Source organism: Niallia sp. WK069_GA_01 (genome assembly GCF_983173855.1).
This window is the reverse complement of sequence record NZ_OZ470138.1, coordinates 3,379,164-3,397,211: the sequence shown is the minus strand read 5'-3', so window position 1 is coordinate 3,397,211 and position 18,048 is coordinate 3,379,164. Positions and strand designations below refer to the sequence as shown.

The 18,048-nt window shown below is 34.9% G+C and carries 16 protein-coding genes and 1 riboswitch; of the genes, 10 read left to right on the top strand and 6 right to left on the bottom strand.

All coding sequences use genetic code 11. The features are described from left to right. Positions 1 to 415 precede the first annotated feature (415 nt). From AC5LWL_RS16100 to AC5LWL_RS16080, 5 genes are all read left to right on the top strand, one after another. Positions 416 to 709 (top strand): Dabb family protein, encoded by a 294-nt coding sequence (locus AC5LWL_RS16100; RefSeq protein ID WP_493435262.1) that lies wholly within the window; start codon positions 416 to 418, stop codon positions 707 to 709. Positions 710 to 1,192: 483 nt separating this feature from the next. Next, positions 1,193 to 1,618: a helical membrane plugin domain-containing protein gene (locus AC5LWL_RS16095; protein ID WP_493435261.1), complete on the top strand. Its 426-nt coding sequence runs from the start codon at positions 1,193 to 1,195 to the stop codon at positions 1,616 to 1,618. A gap of 174 nt (positions 1,619 to 1,792) precedes the next feature. Further along, positions 1,793 to 2,980 carry an NAD(P)/FAD-dependent oxidoreductase gene (locus AC5LWL_RS16090; protein WP_493435260.1) on the top strand — a complete coding sequence of 396 codons (1,188 nt, stop codon included), beginning with the start codon at positions 1,793 to 1,795 and terminating at the stop codon, positions 2,978 to 2,980. 340 nt (positions 2,981 to 3,320) lie between these two features. After that, a riboswitch (cyclic di-AMP (ydaO/yuaA leader) is annotated at positions 3,321 to 3,468 on the top strand. A gap of 196 nt (positions 3,469 to 3,664) precedes the next feature. Further along, on the top strand, positions 3,665 to 5,491 hold the full coding sequence (locus tag AC5LWL_RS16085; protein WP_493435259.1) for an APC family permease: 1,827 nt from the start codon (positions 3,665 to 3,667) through the stop codon (positions 5,489 to 5,491). A 239-nt stretch (positions 5,492 to 5,730) separates the two neighbouring features. Further along, entirely contained in the window at positions 5,731 to 6,918 is a 1,188-nt protein-coding gene (locus AC5LWL_RS16080; RefSeq protein WP_493435258.1) for a Ger(x)C family spore germination protein, read from the top strand. 156 nt (positions 6,919 to 7,074) lie between these two features. On the opposite strand, the gene AC5LWL_RS16075 is transcribed toward AC5LWL_RS16080, so the two are convergent. Then, the gene (locus AC5LWL_RS16075; protein ID WP_493435257.1) at positions 7,075 to 7,851 is read right to left on the bottom strand and encodes an acetoin reductase; all 777 of its coding nucleotides are present in this window, start codon (positions 7,849 to 7,851) and stop codon (positions 7,075 to 7,077) included. A 259-nt stretch (positions 7,852 to 8,110) separates the two neighbouring features. On the opposite strand from AC5LWL_RS16075, the gene AC5LWL_RS16070 reads away from it, so the two are divergent. From AC5LWL_RS16070 to AC5LWL_RS16060, 3 genes are all read left to right on the top strand, one after another. Next, a complete protein-coding gene (locus AC5LWL_RS16070) occupies positions 8,111 to 9,319 on the top strand; it encodes a multidrug effflux MFS transporter (RefSeq protein ID WP_493435256.1) in 1,209 nt (402 codons plus the stop codon). 100 nt (positions 9,320 to 9,419) lie between these two features. Further along, positions 9,420 to 9,905 (top strand): nitroreductase family protein, encoded by a 486-nt coding sequence (locus AC5LWL_RS16065; protein ID WP_493435255.1) that lies wholly within the window; start codon positions 9,420 to 9,422, stop codon positions 9,903 to 9,905. Positions 9,906 to 10,257: 352 nt separating this feature from the next. Next, positions 10,258 to 10,914: a M50 family metallopeptidase gene (locus AC5LWL_RS16060; RefSeq protein WP_493435254.1), complete on the top strand. Its 657-nt coding sequence runs from the start codon at positions 10,258 to 10,260 to the stop codon at positions 10,912 to 10,914. On the opposite strand, the gene AC5LWL_RS16055 is transcribed toward AC5LWL_RS16060, so the two are convergent. Then, positions 10,911 to 11,261 carry a helix-turn-helix domain-containing protein gene (locus tag AC5LWL_RS16055; protein ID WP_493435253.1) on the bottom strand — a complete coding sequence of 117 codons (351 nt, stop codon included), beginning with the start codon at positions 11,259 to 11,261 and terminating at the stop codon, positions 10,911 to 10,913. The two genes, AC5LWL_RS16060 and AC5LWL_RS16055, sit on opposite strands and share 4 nt — an antisense overlap. Before the next feature lie 162 nt (positions 11,262 to 11,423). Here AC5LWL_RS16055 and AC5LWL_RS16050 point away from each other — a divergent pair, with 162 nt between their 5' ends. Continuing rightward, a complete protein-coding gene (locus AC5LWL_RS16050; protein ID WP_493435252.1) occupies positions 11,424 to 12,428 on the top strand; it encodes an asparaginase in 1,005 nt (334 codons plus the stop codon). A gap of 2 nt (positions 12,429 to 12,430) precedes the next feature. After that, positions 12,431 to 13,294: a YitT family protein gene (locus AC5LWL_RS16045; RefSeq protein WP_493435251.1), complete on the top strand. Its 864-nt coding sequence runs from the start codon at positions 12,431 to 12,433 to the stop codon at positions 13,292 to 13,294. Between the two features lie 1,059 nt (positions 13,295 to 14,353). Here AC5LWL_RS16045 and AC5LWL_RS16040 read toward each other — a convergent pair. The 4 genes from AC5LWL_RS16040 to AC5LWL_RS16025 are packed head-to-tail and all read right to left on the bottom strand — an operon-like array spanning position 14,354 to position 17,794. Beyond that, on the bottom strand, positions 14,354 to 15,019 hold the full coding sequence (locus tag AC5LWL_RS16040; RefSeq protein WP_493435250.1) for an ABC transporter permease: 666 nt from the start codon (positions 15,017 to 15,019) through the stop codon (positions 14,354 to 14,356). 20 nt (positions 15,020 to 15,039) lie between these two features. Beyond that, positions 15,040 to 15,954 carry an osmoprotectant ABC transporter substrate-binding protein gene (locus AC5LWL_RS16035; protein WP_493435249.1) on the bottom strand — a complete coding sequence of 305 codons (915 nt, stop codon included), beginning with the start codon at positions 15,952 to 15,954 and terminating at the stop codon, positions 15,040 to 15,042. 26 nt (positions 15,955 to 15,980) lie between these two features. After that, the gene (locus tag AC5LWL_RS16030; protein WP_493436625.1) at positions 15,981 to 16,634 is read right to left on the bottom strand and encodes an ABC transporter permease; all 654 of its coding nucleotides are present in this window, start codon (positions 16,632 to 16,634) and stop codon (positions 15,981 to 15,983) included. A 14-nt stretch (positions 16,635 to 16,648) separates the two neighbouring features. Then, a complete protein-coding gene (locus AC5LWL_RS16025; RefSeq protein ID WP_493435248.1) occupies positions 16,649 to 17,794 on the bottom strand; it encodes a betaine/proline/choline family ABC transporter ATP-binding protein in 1,146 nt (381 codons plus the stop codon). Positions 17,795 to 18,048 lie beyond the last annotated feature (254 nt).

Here is an 18,048-nt window from a genome sequence, read left to right as displayed (position 1 = left end):
ACTTCTGATTGTTGCATACTGACAATTAGAGGGCAGTTTTTTTATCTTAAATTAAGGTGGGCGTTTTCACCAGTTTAGCGACAGCAACTAATTGATCAGACGGCTTGTTTGAAGCGGATATGCGAGACTCCTGTGGGATTTAGCGGGTTAGATGAGATCTAAGCAAGCCCCTATTTACAAGGAATACTGTTTGCAAAAAAAACTAAAAGACGAATCAATCACCCTTTTCTAATTGCTCTAAACCAAGTTATGGCATTACATCAAGAGGAATGTATAACTGCAAATTTTGAGTTAAATAAAACAAACTTTAGAAATAAAACTAATAGAAACGAAAGAAAAAATACTTTAAATTTGATGCACTCCTAAATTTTCGTTAAAATAAACATGTAAACTTATGTAAAGAAAGAGGTCCAGTATGATAGATCATATCGTTCTTGTAAAATTTAGTGAGACGACAACAGAAGAACAATTGCATGAAGTAATAAAACGATTTAGAGCATTACGAAATAAAATTATGGGCGTAATAGACTTGCAGGCAGGCTTCAATTTTGCCGACTCTCATAAAGAGTATCAAGTGATTTTAAAAGTTCGTTTTGAAGATCGGCAAGCACTTGAACTATATAAACCAAATCCCGAGCATCAAGCAGTTGCTACATTTATAAAGGATTCTGGCAGAATAGATAGCATTGTTGTTGATATAGAAATATAAAGAGAAGTTTCTTTAACACAGGTGCTTATCGATTTATTAAAAAAGAGAGAAAACGCTTTCTTTTGGTGGGTTCAATTACTATCCACAAAATATTCTACGTAGGAATAATTTACTGAACGATGGGGTATCTATAAACAAATAAGGATTAGATTTTACTTTGAAAAATTGTCTAAAATATAATTTTAAGTGATTAATATCTCATTTCTTGAAAAAATATCTAAAAAATTGTCATTCTCACATTTATTTTTAATAAAAAAGTGGTATTATATTAAAGGAGTTAAACAAGGGTACTATGTTAGTTTCTGTTTAATAGAACTAGTAACTATTAATGTATTTATGGAATACTTTCACGCCTTTATTACACCTTATCTAAATAAGAAATACTTATCGTTTGAGGATTTTTGTGCACATAATCACAAGAATTCTTGTTAAACAAAACAAATTATTTAGGCATACTTTGCTATGGAAAAGGAGAATCAGTATATGTCAGAATCAATTACGCAAACAAGTACTGAAAAACAACTGACTGCAAGTCAAGATTTGTTAGATCAGCTGCTTAAGCCAGAAGTACAAGAATCATTGACAGTATTAGTAGAGCAGCTTCCAAAATTAACAGAGTTGGTTAATATTTTAACAAAGTCATATGATTTTGCTCAATCTGTATCTACAGATGATGTACTTAAAAGTGATACAGTCGGTGCAATTACTGAAATGATGGAGCCGGTTGTAGATTCAGTTAAAGGGGTAGCAGCAACTGCAATAGAGGCAAAAGATCGTGCGGAACAAAGCAATGAATCAATCGGGGTATTCGGATTATTAAAATTGTTAAAAGACCCACAAGCACAAAAATTATTCCGCTTTGCGCAGAGCTACCTTCAAATTATGTCAGAACGCGAACAGCAAAAATAAGCAATAGAGAGTACAGTCTGCAGGGTAATCGAAAACAAGGTGTAAATATCTGAGGAGGCTTATGCTTTTGTTTGGATAATAAGCATTGCAGCAAGGCGAACGTCCAGAAGCAAAAGTGTTTGTCGATACCCTAGTAGTATATTTTTGATTAGGAATAAGGACGGAGGATTAACTATGTCAAAAAAACATATTGTTATTTTAGGTGCTGGATATGGTGGACTTTTAGCAGCTTTAAATGTACGTAAATTTTACACAAAAGAACAAGCAAAAGTAACGGTTATCAATAAATATCCAACACATCAAATTATTACAGAATTACACCGTCTTGCAGCAGGAAACGTTGCAGAACAAGCAGTAGCAATGCCTCTTGACAAACTATTAAAAGGAAAAGACGTAGAATTGAAAATTGCTTCTGTAGAATCTTTTTCAGTTGACAACAAAGAGGTTACTTTAACAGACGGTTCGAAGCTTTCTTATGATGCACTTGTTGTTGCTTTAGGAAGTGTTACAGCTTATTTTGGAATTCCTGGTCTTGAAGAAAACAGCATGGTATTAAAATCTGCTGCTGATGCAAACAAAATCTACAATCATGTAGAAGAACGAATCAGTGAATATGCAAAAACGAAAAAAGCAGAAGATGCTACTATTCTAATCGGTGGAGGCGGCCTAACTGGTGTAGAATTAGTTGGCGAGCTTGCAGATATTCTTCCAAACTTAACGAAAAAATATGGTGTGGATTATAAAGAAATTAAATTATTACTTGTAGAAGCAGGTCCGAAAATTCTTCCTGTACTTCCAGAAAAATTAATTCAGCGTGCAACAGAAAGTTTAGAAGCACGCGGAGTAACATTCTTAACAGGATTGCCTGTAACAAATGTAGCAGGCAATGTGGTAGATTTAAAAGATGGACAAAAAATCGTTACAAATACATTTGTATGGACTGGCGGCGTTCAAGGTAATCCATTAGTTGGAGGATCTGGTTTAGAAGTAAACCGCGGCCGTGCAACAGTAAATGATTTCTTGCAATCTACTTCTCATCCTGATGTATTTGTTGCAGGGGATAGTGCTGTATACTTCCCTGCAGATGGTGATGGTCGTCCAGCACCACCGACTGCGCAAATTGCATGGCAAATGGGAGAGTTAATTGGATACAATCTTTTTGCTTTCCTTGAAGGCAAATCACTTGATACCTTTAAGCCGGTAAATTCAGGTACTCTAGCAAGTCTTGGTCGTAAAGATGGTGTTGCTATCATTGGTGCAAATTCTACACCACTTAAAGGACTGCCAGCATCATTAATGAAAGAAGCAAGTAATGTTCGTTATTTAACACATATTAAAGGATTATTTAGCTTAGCATATTAATTCTTTGGAGAGGGATTCGAAAAGGGATATTATACTTTTTTAAGTATAATTCCAATTTTTCGAGTCCCTCTTTTCTTTTATTACCTTCTAATTATTTATTTGCAATAAACCTTCTTTCCTATTTGTGAATGAATACTGTAGCTGTTTTTTCATAAAACATTGTGAATACTTCTAAAGAAATGTAAGAAACAGTGAAAGAGAGTGAAAAATAGAGCTTGAATCAGTTTATTCTATGTAAATCAGTTTCTATCGATGTATTTAACGATTTTTGTCGTTTTTTTCCGTTTTTACTTGCTTTACATTCCATTTATTCAGGCGTAATATCATCCATAGAAAATAAGTTCTTTAATCGCTGAGTCCAATTGGAACGGGGGACCCATTACTGTACAGCATTGTACTTGGGGTGAATCCTTTGAAGTAAAAGGTAGGGCAAACTCTCAAACTGCCCGAATCCGACAGCTAACTCCGTAAGCGTTAAGAGAGGGGAATCAATTCTGATGATCGTTAATGTCACGACCACGGGGTAATCCTCTGTGGTCTTTTTTAATTGGGAAAAAGTGGGGTTTTAAGTATGTTTCCTTTTTGTAGAATTTAGTGGATAAAGAGAAAATACGGATTGATGTGTTTACGTGAGAAGAATGAGAAAAAGTAAAATATAGTGGTTATATTATTGGAGGAAGCAACATGAACAAACCAGTTATTAAAAGAATGCTTATTGGCAGACCATTAAAAACAAGAGAATTAGGTGATCAAAAATTAAATAAATTAAAAGCATTAGCCATTCTCTCTTCAGATGCATTGTCATCTGTTGCATATGGTACGGAGCAGATTTTATTAGTATTAGCAGGTGTTGGCTTTTTAGCTTATTGGTTCTCCATTCCTATTGCGATAGGTGTGCTTGTATTATTAACAGCCCTTATTTTATCCTATCGCCAAATTATATATGCCTATCCACAAGGTGGAGGTGCGTATATTGTTTCAAGAAATAATCTTGGAGAGAATGCGGGATTAATAGCAGGGGGGTCCTTGCTGGTTGATTATATTTTAACAGTGGCAGTAAGTGTAACTGCTGGTACAGATGCAATTACATCAGCATTTCCTGCTCTGCATGGTCATAATGTACCAATTGCTTGTCTACTTGTTCTTTTTATCACGATATTAAATTTAAGAGGAGTTACCGAATCAGCATCGATTCTTGCTTATCCCGTTTATTTATTTGTTTTTGCTTTATTAATTTTATTAGGAACTGGTTTGTGGAAGATAATGAATGGTGAAGTTCCAGAGACACTGCATACACCACTTGGAACCACTGTGCCAAGCATGAGTTTGTTTTTATTATTAAAAGCTTTTTCATCTGGCTGTTCCGCGTTAACAGGGGTGGAAGCTATTTCTAATGCTGTCCCAAATTTTAAAGAACCATCTGCAAAAAATGCTGTTCGAACTTTAACAATGATGGGGATTATACTTGGAGTGTTATTTTCTGGTATTACCTTTTTAGCATACTGGTATGGCATCTCACCAAAAGTAGAAGAAACGGTTGTTTCTCAAATAGCTTCAAGCGTTTTTGGGAGAAATATTTTTTATTATTTTATTCAAGTAACAACGGCTTTAATATTGGTGCTGGCAGCCAATACTGGATTTGCTGCATTTCCTCTGCTTGCAGTAAACTTAGCGGTCGATAAATATATGCCTAGAATATTCACCATTCGTGGAGACCGTTTAGGCTATTCAAACGGTATAGTAACATTAGGAGTTGCGTCCATTCTGTTGATTATTATATTCGGCGGTAATACAGAAATGCTTATCCCGCTTTATGCAGTAGGTGTGTTTATTCCTTTTACCTTATCACAGACCGGAATGATTTTAAAATGGCTCAGAGAAAAGCCAACAGGCTGGAAATTGAAATTAAGCATAAACTTAATTGGCGCAATTATTACTTTTACGGTATTGATTATTTTATTTACAACAAAATTTACACATGTATGGTCTGTACTTATATTTTTACCGATTATCGTATATATTTTCCATCGTATTAACGGTCATTATAATAATGTCGCCAATCAACTGCGAATTGATTATCATCACAAAGCAGAAAAGCTTCAAGGGAATATTGTTATTTTACCTATTGCTGGAATAACAAAAGTAGTGGAGAATTCCTTAACATATGCTGAAGCAGTAGGTGATACTGTAATTGCAGTATATGTAGCATTTGATCGGGAAAGTGAATATAAAATGGAGGAAAAATGGAAAGCGTACAGACCGGATATCCGCCTAGTGACTTTACATTCACAATACAGAAGTTTAATTAGACCATTGCGAAGATTTATTGATGTTATTGAAGAAAAAGGAGAGGCAAATCATAATAGTGTAACGGTTATTATTCCACAGTTTATTACCAAAAAAAGCTGGCATAATATTTTGCATAATCAATCTAGTTTATTGTTAAAAGCACATCTTCTTTATCGGAGAAATATCATCGTTACAACTGTACCATATCGGTTGAAAAAATAGTTGGGATCTTCGTGCTTTTTAAACAATATGTCAAAACTCTCAGTAACCCTCTTTTATGAGGGAACATGGGGGTTTTTTCTTTTAAAAATAAACAAGATAAATGGAAAGAAAATAAAATTTGCTGCATCGAACAGAATCTTTTACTTCATTTTTTATGGATAAATATTCATTTTTTTCACAGAATAAATAGAATGAGAAATTATTTTCCATTTTGTTGATTTTAGTGGAGGAATTTGCGGATGAGCAATATTAAAATAATCATACTACTTATAATCTGCTTCCTATTAACGGGTTGTTGGGATCGAAAAGAAATATCTAAAAATACTATCGTAACAGGTATTGCTATTGATACTGGAGAAAAGCAAAAATATAAAATAACAATAGAAGGTACAAACGCTGTGGAATTAAATCCGAGAACTGCACAAGGCATTGCTCCGGCTACTGTGTTAACTCTAGAAGGAAATTCAATTGGAGAACTTGCGCACAAAATGAATATACTTGCAGCCCAGCGTTTAATCTATTCTCATATGCGATTATTGATAATTAGTGAAGAAGTCGCCCATAAAAATTTATTAACTTTTTTAGATTTTTTTGATCGAGATCGGGAAATTCGGGATGATTTTAATATTATTATTGCAAAAAACAGTAAAGCAGAAAAAATATTAAAAGTAACAAATGAATATAAAAAATTATCTTCCCTAAAAATCTTCCCTCAGTTAAACGAGATGTTAGATGAGTGGGGAGGAGTGCCAGGTATAAGATTAAACGATTTTATACGAACCTATACAAGTGATGGGCAAGTTCCGATGCTTGCAGCGATGATAGTTGTTGGAAATCCCGAAAAAGGAAATTCAACAACTAATATGAAGGAAGTGATTCCAAGTGCCATAGTGAAAATTGACTCTGCGGCATTTTTTAAAAAAGGTGAACTAATCGACTTTCTAACATTAAATGAAGTTCGAAACCTGCTTTGGATAGAAAATAAAATTCTTCATACAAGCTTGACTATACCGTGTAATGAAAAGGGGAAATATATGGATCTAAGAATTTTAGGTTCAGAGACAAGTGTGAAAGCAAAAGAGGTAAAAGGCATCCCAACCTTTCATGTTAAAATTAAAGCGGAGGCAAGCTTAGAAGGAACAGATTGTAAAGTGAATCTTTCAGAAGTAAGTACAATGAATAAGTATAATGAACTAACCAATAAAAAAATGGAAAAAGATATCGGAAAACTTGTGGAAAAAATGCAAGAAGAGTATAAAGCAGATATATTTGGTTTTGGAGAAATATTAAGAGAGCAAGATTATAAACATTTTAAAAAATATAAGAATGATTGGAGTGAAGGCTTTAAAAAATCAAAGGTTTATATCGATGTTAATGTAAAAATTAAAAGAAGTGGAATAAGAGTAAATAAATATGATGTCAAATAAGAGGAATGAGGATGGGGGAAGTTATACTAATTTTAAGAAAAGTACAAGCTCCCTTACGTTTCTCTGTTGGGGAGCTTGTACTAGGAGAGTTCCTCGAAATAATCTGTTAGCCCCTCTTATTGCTACCAGCCATATAATCATTTGTTATAGCTTTTATTAGCCAAAAAGGATGCCGCCATCAATTAAAACTGCTTGTCCAGTCATATAATCAGAATCTGAGGAAGCTAAGAATGAAGCGAAATTTGCGACATCTTCCGGTTCTTGTATCCGGCCTAATGTAATACCTTCAGAAAATTTTTCTAAGGCTTGCCCTTTTTCTAGCCCCATATATTCAACCATTCCGGCATCAAGACGATCCCACATACTGGTTCCAACAATTCCAGGGCAGTATGCATTTACAGTAATTTTTGAGGATGCTAGCTCTTGTGCTGCAGCTTGTGTCCAAGCTTTAACAGCAAATTTAGTTGCTGAGTAGGCCCCTAATAGACTATAAGCTTTTTGTCCAGCAATACTGCAAGCATTAATGATTTTTCCGCCAGTTCCTTGCTTTCTCATTTGAATGGCAGCTGCTTGAATGCCGTATAAAGTGCCGAACACATTCACTTGAAAGATTTTATGTAAATCTTCTTCCGTAATATTTAAAATAGAATCTACTTGATCAATCCCAGCATTATTGATAAAAACATCTACACTTCCATATTTCTCTGCTGTTTGTTCTACTAATGAAACCATATCCTCTTTTTTTCCAACATTTGCTACAATTGCACTGCTTTCAATTCCTTTTTCAATCAATTCAAGAGAGGTTCTATTAGCACTTTCTTCATTTAAATCACTGATAACAACAGTAAACCCATCTTTGCCGAGACGTTCTGCAATTCCTTTTCCAATTCCTTGCCCTGAACCAGTTATAATTGCTACTTTCTTTTCTTGCATTCTAAACATCCTTTCTGACTTATATAGTGTATTAATTAATTGATACCCTATTCCGAATAAAGTAAACGAAATTTTTTTAAGTTCGACTTCAAGCTAAGATTGTTCGTAATTTTTATTTCCTGAGAAATATGTCGATTTTTAATCGTTCTTAGAGAGATACATTTTAAATAAATAAATTCTAATAAATAGAACTTTTTAGTAGTGTGCTGTATGATAAAAGTGGGTTGTATTTAAATAGAAAAGCGAGGTTTTATGGTTCGTGAAAAGTAATTCATTAGCGGCAGAAAGAAAAGTTAATCGCCTATCAATTATTTTGATTTTAGGTTCTTTAGCTGCATTTGGTCCATTGTCTATCGATATGTATTTACCAGCATTACCATCATTAGCTGATCAGTTTCATGCAACGTCGAGCTTAACACAACTGAGTCTATCTTTTTTTCTTATTGGATTAGCTGGCGGGCAGCTTGTAACAGGCCCTTTGAGTGATAGCATGGGAAGAAGAAAACCATTATTAATTGGTTTAATTGTTTATACTATTACTTCTTTATTGTGTGTATTCAGCCCCTCTATTTACGCATTAATTATTTTGCGTTTTTTGCAAGGTGTTGCAGGTTCTGCTGGAATTGTTATATCAAGGGCTGTGGTACGAGATTTGTACAGTGGCAAAGAGTTGACGAAATTTTTTGCATTGATTGCGTTAGTAAATGGAGTAGCACCTATTGTTGCCCCTATTTTAGGCGGACAATTTCTGCGCTTTGGCACATGGCAAGGTATTTTTATTGTTTTATGCTGTATTGGTCTAATTATGTTGATTTCTGTTCAATATTATTTGCCAGAAACTTTACCCAAAGAAAAACGAGTATTGGGTGGCTTAAATAATACTTTATCAACTTTTAAGCATATTTTATCCGATCGTTCCTTTTTGGGCTTTGCATTAGCACAAGGCTTTGTCATGGCTAGTATGTTTGCATATATTTCTGGTTCTCCATTCGTAATACAAGATATTTTTGGCGTCTCTCCACAATTTTATAGTCTTATTTTTGCAGTAAACGGACTTGGAATTGTACTAGCTACCCAGTTGACTGGAAGAATGACAGACCATTTTGATGGAATAAAATTATTTGTTTTTGGTCTGGTTATTAATTTAATGGGCGGTATTATTTTATTTTTTGTTAGTCTAGCAGGTGGTGGACTGCTGTTTCATTTAATTCCTTTGTTTTTTGTCGTTTCAAGTGTGGGGATTGTTACAACAACTGGCTTTTCGTTAGCGATGCAATCACAAGGTAAAGCAGCAGGAAGTGCTTCAGCATTGTTAGGAGTATTAAGCCTAATGTTAGGTGGTTTTGTGTCACCTCTTGTTGGGTTAGGTGGAAACGAGTCATCATTACCAATGACTATCGTGATTCTAGGGTCAGGACTATGTGCATCATTATCTTATCTTTTTCTAAGAAAAAGAAGTAAGCAGTAAGTATTTTTTGTTATGATTTGAAGAAGAGGAGAAGCTATTTTTAAATTCTAAAAGTATAATAGAGTGTATGTTACTATACTAAAAATAAGGGGTATGAATCATGAATCTTTCAGAATTAATAAAAAATCGTCGGACAATAAAAAAATTTAAATCGGAATCTGTAGATGCGGATAAAGTGAAAGAATGGCTTCAAATAGCTGCTTTTGCTCCGAATCATAAAATGACTGAGCCATGGGAAGTGCTTTTCATCGGATCAGAAACAAGAGCAGAACTTAATCACAAATTGAATTTTGGCGAGGCACCGATATTATTTGCAGTACTTTCTCATAAAGGCAGAAATGAATTAGAACGAGAAGAAAATCTTGCTGCAGTTTCATGTTTTATCCAAAATTTTATGCTGTTGGCATGGGAAGATGGGGTAGGTACTTTTTGGTGTTCGATTGGTGCTTCTGAACGAGGGAAAAAGGTTCTTCAAGTAACCGATGAATATGATGTGGTTGGTGTAATTGCAGCAGGTTATCCAGAAGAAATTGCAGCTCCAAAAGAAAGAACAGTAATTGAAAGTAAAATAAAGCAGCTGAAGTAAAAGAAAAGGGAATAGATAATGGAAGAAAAAGAAGCATTTCTAATAATGGAAGCTTCTTTTTTTCTTTGTCTACTCTGAAAAGGTTATACTCTCAATGAGCCCGCAGCCGGAATACACTTCGCTTTACATGGGGCGGCGGGAGGTGAGCCTCCTCCGAGTCAACACTGCAGGGTCTCACCGGTCACGCTAATCCCATAGGAGTCTTCGTGTATTCTGACTGCTCCCTGCTTCAAGGTAAGAACTAACTTGGTCAAACTGCCTATTTTCATCGTTCATGGTGCGAATTTGTTTTAGATGGGTGGGCAATAATATTTTTCCTATATGGGCATAAATGAGATAAGGAGGGAAAGTGGTGGAAGATTGGAAAATGATTTTTTATTATATAGTTGTAGTTATTATTTGTTCGTTTCTTCCTATTGTTGGAAGATATATCGCATTGATTAATACGTTAATCCATGAGGTTTGTCATGTAATTGCAGCCATTTTGACAGGGCAGAAATTCAGATTGACCCACAAAATAAACTTACATTATGATTCATCTGGCATTGCAATTACACAGATTGATTCGTGGATTGCACGTATTATTGTTGCTTATATGGGATATACAGGAGCAGCTTTAACAACTTATCTCCTCTTTTATTTGCTTAGTAAACAATACTATGCTGCCATCCTCTATGTATTTATTTCCGTTGCATTTCTTTCCGTTTTATTATGGATACGAAATATATATGGTGTATGTTGGATTTTATCATTTATGACGATTATTTGTTGGATTATGTATAAAGATAATTTAATTTTCATTAACAATATAAGTATATTTTTATCCTGTGTTATGCTTGTTCAATCTATCTTGACTGCTTTTACTATTTTTACATGTAGTATCAAGCAAAGGAAACGGGCAGGTGATGCAACCGTATTGGCTGAAGCTACGAGAATTCCAGCAGTTATTTGGGGAACTATCTTTTTAAGTCAATCTATTTATATTGCATATTTGATTTTTCAGCTTTAAATAGTAGCATCGTTTTTATCTAATTCTCTTCTAATACGTGTGAAGGTAATGGCATTTTTTATCTCAGCTGGTGTTAAAGGCTTATTGTCTGTTGTGATGATTAAATTTCCTTCTTTATAGGTTGTTAATTCTATTTTTATAGGAGAATTTTTGCGATCAAGAATATAATCAATGGAAACATCAAATAAATCAGCTATTTGAATAAGTGCCCGTAAAGATGGTTCACGATATCCTGATTCATAACCTGCATACGTACTTTTAGCAATGCCGAGTAGATCAGCTGTTTCCTGTAAAGACCAATTATTTTGTTTTCTTAGTTCATTTAATACTTTTAACAAAACAAACACCCCTATTCTTTTAGAAGAATTATAGCATGCGTATTCCTATTTTGAAACAATAAGTACGCAAATTGAATACAGTTATTGCTTTATTAATAGTATACGTACTATAATACAACTAAATATAAAATGCGTTTCGCGTACCGAAAAATAAGCAATAAGGGGGAGCAAATGAAGAAATTATTATTACTCGCAACGGGAGGAACGATTGCCTCTGTGGAAGGAGACGAGGGATTGGTTCCAGGAATGTCTGCCGATGATCTTATGCAATATTTTGATAAGGAACCGAATACAGTGGATGTAACCTGTGAGATTCTGATGAATAGAGACAGTACAAATATGCAGCCAGAGCATTGGGTTGCGATAGCAGAGGCAATCGCTAAAAATTACGATCAGTATGATGGCTTTATTATTACACATGGCACGGACACATTAGCCTATACTTCTGCCGCATTGTCTTATATGCTTCAAGGACTTAAAAAACCGGTTGTTATTACAGGCTCCCAGGTGCCGATCAGCTTTAAACAAACAGATGCGAAGAAAAATGTATCGGATAGTATACACTTTGCTATGGAGGAAGTTGGCGGAGTATTTGTTGTGTTTGATGGCAGAGTTATTATTGGAACAAGAGCAGTAAAAATGAGAACGAAAAGTTATGATGCTTTTGAAAGTATCAATCATCCGTATGTAGCATCCATTGATGGGAAAAAAATAACGTATTTTTGGAATCCGAATAATGGGAAAGAAAATTTTAATGTTGATACTAGCTTATGTCCGGATGTGTTTTTGTTGCAGCTCCATCCCGGAACAAAGCCGGAAATTTTTGATTATTTAAAAACGGTTTATAAAGGAATCATTATAGAAAGCTTTGGAAATGGCGGGTTACCGTTTGAAGAAAGAAATTTATTGCCTAAACTTCAGGAACTTGTCGATGCAGGAGTAGCCGTTATTATTTCTACACAATGCCTAGAAGAAGGGCAGGACCTTTATTTGTATGAAGTAGGCAGAAAGGTAGCACAATATAATGTTATTCTATCTGCAGATATGAATACAGAGGCGATTGTGGCTAAGCTAATGTGGACTTTAGGAAAAACGACGAATATAAAAGAAGTAAAAGAACAGATGGAAAAGCCGATTGCTTGGGATTTATCCATTGGTTGGGAAAGGGAAAAATAATATTGAAAAAAAAGGTAAGGATAAGAAGTATTTGGGATTTATTATTATTACATGTGGGTGTGTTCCTTGTTGCTGTAAATATTCATTTCTTTTTAGCGCCTAATCATTTTGCAGCGGGAGGCCTTGGTGGATTAAGTATTGTTTTACATGCACTTTTTCCGCAATATTCACTTGGAATATTGATGCTCGTATTAAATATTATTTTATTTAGTATAGGTTTTATTTTTTTAGGATTTCAGTTTGGTTTAAAAACAATATATGCAAGCTTTTTACTTACTTTTATGGTATGGGTATTACAGAAGTATGTTCCATTAAATGCGCCTTTAAGTAACGACTTATTTTTACAGCTTGTTATAGGTACGTTAATTGCAGGTCTTGGAATAGTTCTTGTTTTTAATCAAAATGCTTCAACTGGCGGAATGGATTTAATCGCGATGATTTTAAATAAGTATTTCTCCATGGATATTGGAAAGGCCGTATTATTAGCAGATTGTTCGATCAGCTTATTGGCTGTATTTGCTTTTGGAATAGAAAGAGGGTTATATGCTTGTTTTGGTATTTTTTTAAGGGGAATCATCATTGATTATTTCAACAACCAACTCACTATGACAAAAGAAGTCGTTATTATTAGTGAAGAATGTGAACAAATTAAAGAGTTTATTATCAAAAATTTAAATAAAAGTGCAACCGTTCATAGTGCGAAGGGTGCCTTTACGAATAATCGCAAAGAAGTTATTACGATTGTGTTAGAAAAGCAGGACTTTATTAAATTAAAAAAATACATTTACAAAGTGGATAAATTGGCATTTATCACCGTTCATAATATGAATGTAGTAATGGGAAGCGGCTTTAAAAGTGCTATATAAATGTTACTTCCCTATACTGGTTATAATGTTTTTTAATAGAGTTAACTCAAACTTTGCACCTTCAAATTCGTTTGCAAGTCTTGATGTTACTTGGTTTAAGAACAATAAAATGGGAGGCTTGTTTTTTATTGTGGGGGTTGCTTTCCACTACGGGTTGCTTCGCTTTCCGCGGGGTGGGATCTGAGCCTCCTCGGCGTTGCCTTGCGGGGTCTCAGCCTTCCCACATTTCCCGCAGGAGTCTTCGCACCCTCCGTTACAAGCAACCTGTTTTAGAATAAGTTCTTGTCTTCGAATTTCATGAAAAGGTATGACTACAAAATACTAGTAGCGTTGATTTTGTATGTTATTATTCAACGTTGTTCTCCCAAATGTGCACTTTTAGTCTATGTTTTCACCAGTTCAACGGCAGCAACTAATGGATCAAAACGGAAAGCAAGCCTCTATAATGTTTGCAAAAAACACCCAAAAAGACGAAGCAATCATTCTTTTCTAATTGCTCTAAACCAGGTTAAGTCAATACATGAAGAAGGATTTATAACTGCGAAGTTTGAGTTAAGTATAAAAACTAGGTTGTTCCATTGCGCTACAGACACTCGCTTTCCTCTACTTCCCGCAGGAGTCGAGTGTCTTCCGCTCTATTCCACTTCGTTTTTAAAGGCTATTTTCTAAAACCTAATTCTTTTACCAAGAAAAAATGAAATAGATTGGAAAATGGAGCAGCCTGAATACACGTAGACTCCAGTGGGATTAGCGAGACAGCTGAGACCTTGCAGGCCAAGAGCCGAAGCGGCTAAAGCCGAGCCCCACGGAGAGCGAAGTGTATTCAGGCTGCGGGTGATTAGCACAAACCTTCTTTTTTACATGAATAAAAAACCCAAACCATGATACGAAATATTTTTCATCTTTGTATCATTGTTCGGGTCTATCTTCGGCTGGAATAATTATGTCCCAGCTTCTTTTTAAAAGGCATAGCCCCAGTGAGTATTGACTCTTGCTTGGAGTCAGGAGAACATTTTTCTTCGGGGCAAAACATGGCGCCCCGGGCTTTTCTTATAGAAATTAATGACTTTGTGATAATTTATTTGTTTTAATTGGTGAGAGAGCTTTTTCTAGCCATGCAAGCACAATATCCGCAATAATCGCCATAATAGCTGTTGGAATAGCACCAGCTAATATAATGGATAACCCGTTTGTTGCATTTGTTCCTCGAACAATAATATCCCCTAAACCACCTGCACCAACAAAAGTTCCAATTGCTGTTATCCCAATTGCAATAACTAAAGCAGTTCTTATGCCTGCCATGACAACCGAAAGGGATAGCGGCAGCTCTACCATCCGTAATATTTGTGATTTTGTCATTCCCATTGCTTTTCCTGATTCTAGATAGGATTGTTCAATACTAACAATTCCTACATACGTATTTCGTAATATAGGGAGAAGAGAATAAAGGAATAAAGCGACTATGACTGTATTTGTACCTAAACCTAATATAAGCATAAGCACGGCAAGCATGGCGAGAGCAGGAATGGTTTGAATAACATTTGTGATTGAAAAAATCCAAGCACTTAGCTTTTTATACTTTGCAATGACAATTCCAAGTGGAACGGCAAAGATACTTGCAAATAGTACACCGTATATCGACATTAAAAAGTGTCGGTAAAACTCATAAAGAACATATGAGCCATTCTGTTGATAGTATGTGAATAGTTGTTGGATAGTCTCCATTATGTTAGCACCTCCTTCTATTAGTCGAAGTAATTATTTTCTTCCAAAAATTCTTTTGCAACAATGGAAGGTTCTTTTAAGTTGCCGTCCACTTCATAGTTTAATGCTTGTATTTTATCTGTAGATATATTCCCAATTAGCTTTTGGATTTGTGCATCTAATTTAGGGAATTTTTTTAATGTCTCCTCATTTACAAGAGGGGAGGCATCATAAGGTGGAAAATAATATTTATCATCTTTTAGAATTTGTAAGTCATAGGCCTTAATCCGACCATCAGAAGAATAGGCTAAAACAATATCCATTTTCCCATTTTTTACTGCATCGTAGACTAAACCAATTTGCATAGGATAGGTTTTTTTAAAGGAAAATCCATATGTTTCAATAAATCCGTCATAACCAGTTCCTTCTAGTTTTAACCAGGCATTATCAACACCGAGTCCTAATTGATCCGCATCCTTCTTTAAGTCGGATATGGTTTTAAATTGATGTTTATTTGCTAATTCTTTTGTTATTGTAAAAGCATACGTATTATCAAAACCATAAGAATCATAAAATTTATAACCATACCTATTTTTAAATTCTGTCTGAACAATTTTTAGTGCTTTTACTGGATCCTTTTCCACTTCTTGTTCCAGTACACCTACTAAATCTGTTCCCGTATATCTTACTGCATTCATATCCACATCGCCGTTTTCCATTGCTTTTTGCATAACAAAAGCGGTACCTAAATTTTTTATAATGGTTGTATCATACTCTGTATTTCTTTGAATCAGCAAACTAATCATATTTGCAATAATTTCTGACTCTGTTGTACTTTGTGCACCGATTTTTATCGTATTGCTTGAGGATGTACTTAATCCTGGCAAAGAACATCCACTTAATAGGATGGTAAATAGCAGCAGCATGAGCATCCATCTTTTCTTTCCTGGTAACATAGTTTCCCTCCTTTTTGAACAACCTTTTATACCGTTTCCTTCAGTCCTTTCAATCCTTTTGGTGTAACTTTTAATTCAATAAAGCTGAATAAATAGTCAACCAGTATAGCCATTATGGTTACAGGCACTGCTCCAAATATAATATAGGCAGGTTGATAGAGATTAAGCCCTGTGAAAATATAATCACCTAAACCACCACCGCCGATAAAAGAAGCTAATGTGGCCCATCCAATTAAATAAACAGAAGAAGTCCTTATCCCTGCCATAATGATTGGAAGTGCTAAAGGAAGCTCAACGAATAGAATCCTCTCCCCACTTGTCATTCCCAAACCTTTACCAGACTCCAATAGGCTTGGATTTACCCCTTTAATTCCTGTGTAAGTGTTGCGAAGTATTGGTAATACAGAATAAAAGAAAAGAGCGACAATTGCTGGTAGTTTGCCAACTCCAAGTATTGGGATAAAGAAAGCCAGTACAGCTAAACTAGGAAATGTTTGGATAATATTCACAATTCCGATAATGAAACCAGCACCTTTTTTCATACGTGTTAAAAGAATGCCTAATGGAATAGCAGCAAGGACTCCCAATAAAACAGCAATTAAACTAATATATAAATGTTCCCATGATTTATAAAGTATCTCTGCCCAATTTGTTTGAATAAATTCAATTAAAGTATCCATCATTCATCCCTCCCTTAGGAATTGTTTGGTAAAATTGTCTCTTCAAGACCCCAAATGCTGTCATATACAATGTCAACTAAAGAAGCTCTTGTAACAATTCCGACAAGCGTATCATTTTCATCTATAACGGGAACATATTTAACCCCACGTTTAAGAATTTTACGTACAGTATCACGAATAAGAGTATGGGTTCGAACAGTGTATAAATCCGTGATAACGACATCTTTAATGGCAGTTGCTTTTTTGCGTTTTTCATCAATCGTTTCAATATCTACATATCCTTTTAAACGGTTCGTTTCATCTACAACTAATAAAGAATCTACTCGGTTTTCCTTCATAAGGGATATTGCTTCCGACAATGTTTTTTCTTCTGTAATAGAGATAGGTTGTTTATTCATTATTTGTTCAACAAATTCAACATTTGGACCTGTTTGAATAAGTCGATCTTTCCCAATAAACTCCTCTACAAATTCATCTGCAGGGTTTCGTAAGATCTCATCAGGTGTTCCTACTTGAACAATTTCCCCAGCACGTAAAATAACGATGCGATCAGCTAGTTTTATTGCTTCATCCATATCATGAGTAACAAATACAATGGTTTTATCCAATGTTTTTTGTAGATTTTTGAATTCTTCTTGTAAGGAATCTCGTGTAATGGGATCAAGCGCCCCAAATGGCTCATCCATCAAAATTAGCGGAGGATTTGCAGCTAGAGCGCGAAGTACGCCAATTCTTTGTTGCTGCCCTCCGCTTAGTTCATGAGGGTATCTTTCTAAATATTCCGGACCCATATCCACTAATTTTAATAATTCTGCTGCTTTTTCTTTTCGTTCTTGATCTTTCCATTTTAAAAGCTTCGGAACGAGTGAAATATTTTCAGAAATCGTCATATGTGGAAATAAGCCGATTTGTTGAATAACATAGCCAATTTCTCTTCGCAGCTTAATTGGATCTTTATGTAAAATATTTTCCCCATTTATATAGATGGCACCGCCTGATGGCTCAATTAATCGGTTAATCATCTTCATGGTTGTCGTTTTCCCACATCCACTTGGTCCGATAAAACAAATAAATTCGCCTTTTTGAATGTCTAAATTAATTTTTTTTACTGCGTGTTTTCCGCCTTTATATGTTTTAGATACATTCTCCATCTTTAACAATAAAAGCACCTCCTAATGTTATTTTTTGAGATGTTAACTTGATCCTGGTATAAGAACAGGACGAAAATAAAGAAGATTATTTATAGACATAGATTGCCCAAAAAATAAAATAAATTCTCTTCTAAGAAGTGTAGCTGATATTTTTTTGAAGGATGTATTACTATAAGGAAAGAAATCATTAGGGTGGAACCTTTTAATTGGAATGGAATGATAGTATAAATAGTGAGAGGTGGTTATTGCTTGAATAGCAGTAA

Bases quoted from the DNA above. Each gene is read 5' to 3' on its own strand.
- AC5LWL_RS16050 (WP_493435252.1), top strand. From the start codon at position 11,424: ATGAAGAAATTATTATTACTCGCAACGGGAGGAACGATTGCCTCTGTG.
- AC5LWL_RS16075 (WP_493435257.1), bottom strand. From the start codon at position 7,851: ATGCAAGAAAAGAAAGTAGCAATTATAACTGGTTCAGGGCAAGGAATT.
- AC5LWL_RS16100 (WP_493435262.1), top strand. From the start codon at position 416: ATGATAGATCATATCGTTCTTGTAAAATTTAGTGAGACGACAACAGAA.
- AC5LWL_RS16085 (WP_493435259.1), top strand. From the start codon at position 3,665: ATGAACAAACCAGTTATTAAAAGAATGCTTATTGGCAGACCATTAAAA.
- AC5LWL_RS16065 (WP_493435255.1), top strand. From the start codon at position 9,420: ATGAATCTTTCAGAATTAATAAAAAATCGTCGGACAATAAAAAAATTT.
- AC5LWL_RS16040 (WP_493435250.1), bottom strand. From the start codon at position 15,019: ATGGAGACTATCCAACAACTATTCACATACTATCAACAGAATGGCTCA.
- AC5LWL_RS16035 (WP_493435249.1), bottom strand. From the start codon at position 15,954: ATGTTACCAGGAAAGAAAAGATGGATGCTCATGCTGCTGCTATTTACC.
- AC5LWL_RS16030 (WP_493436625.1), bottom strand. From the start codon at position 16,634: ATGGATACTTTAATTGAATTTATTCAAACAAATTGGGCAGAGATACTT.
- AC5LWL_RS16080 (WP_493435258.1), top strand. From the start codon at position 5,731: ATGAGCAATATTAAAATAATCATACTACTTATAATCTGCTTCCTATTA.
- AC5LWL_RS16095 (WP_493435261.1), top strand. From the start codon at position 1,193: ATGTCAGAATCAATTACGCAAACAAGTACTGAAAAACAACTGACTGCA.
- AC5LWL_RS16090 (WP_493435260.1), top strand. From the start codon at position 1,793: ATGTCAAAAAAACATATTGTTATTTTAGGTGCTGGATATGGTGGACTT.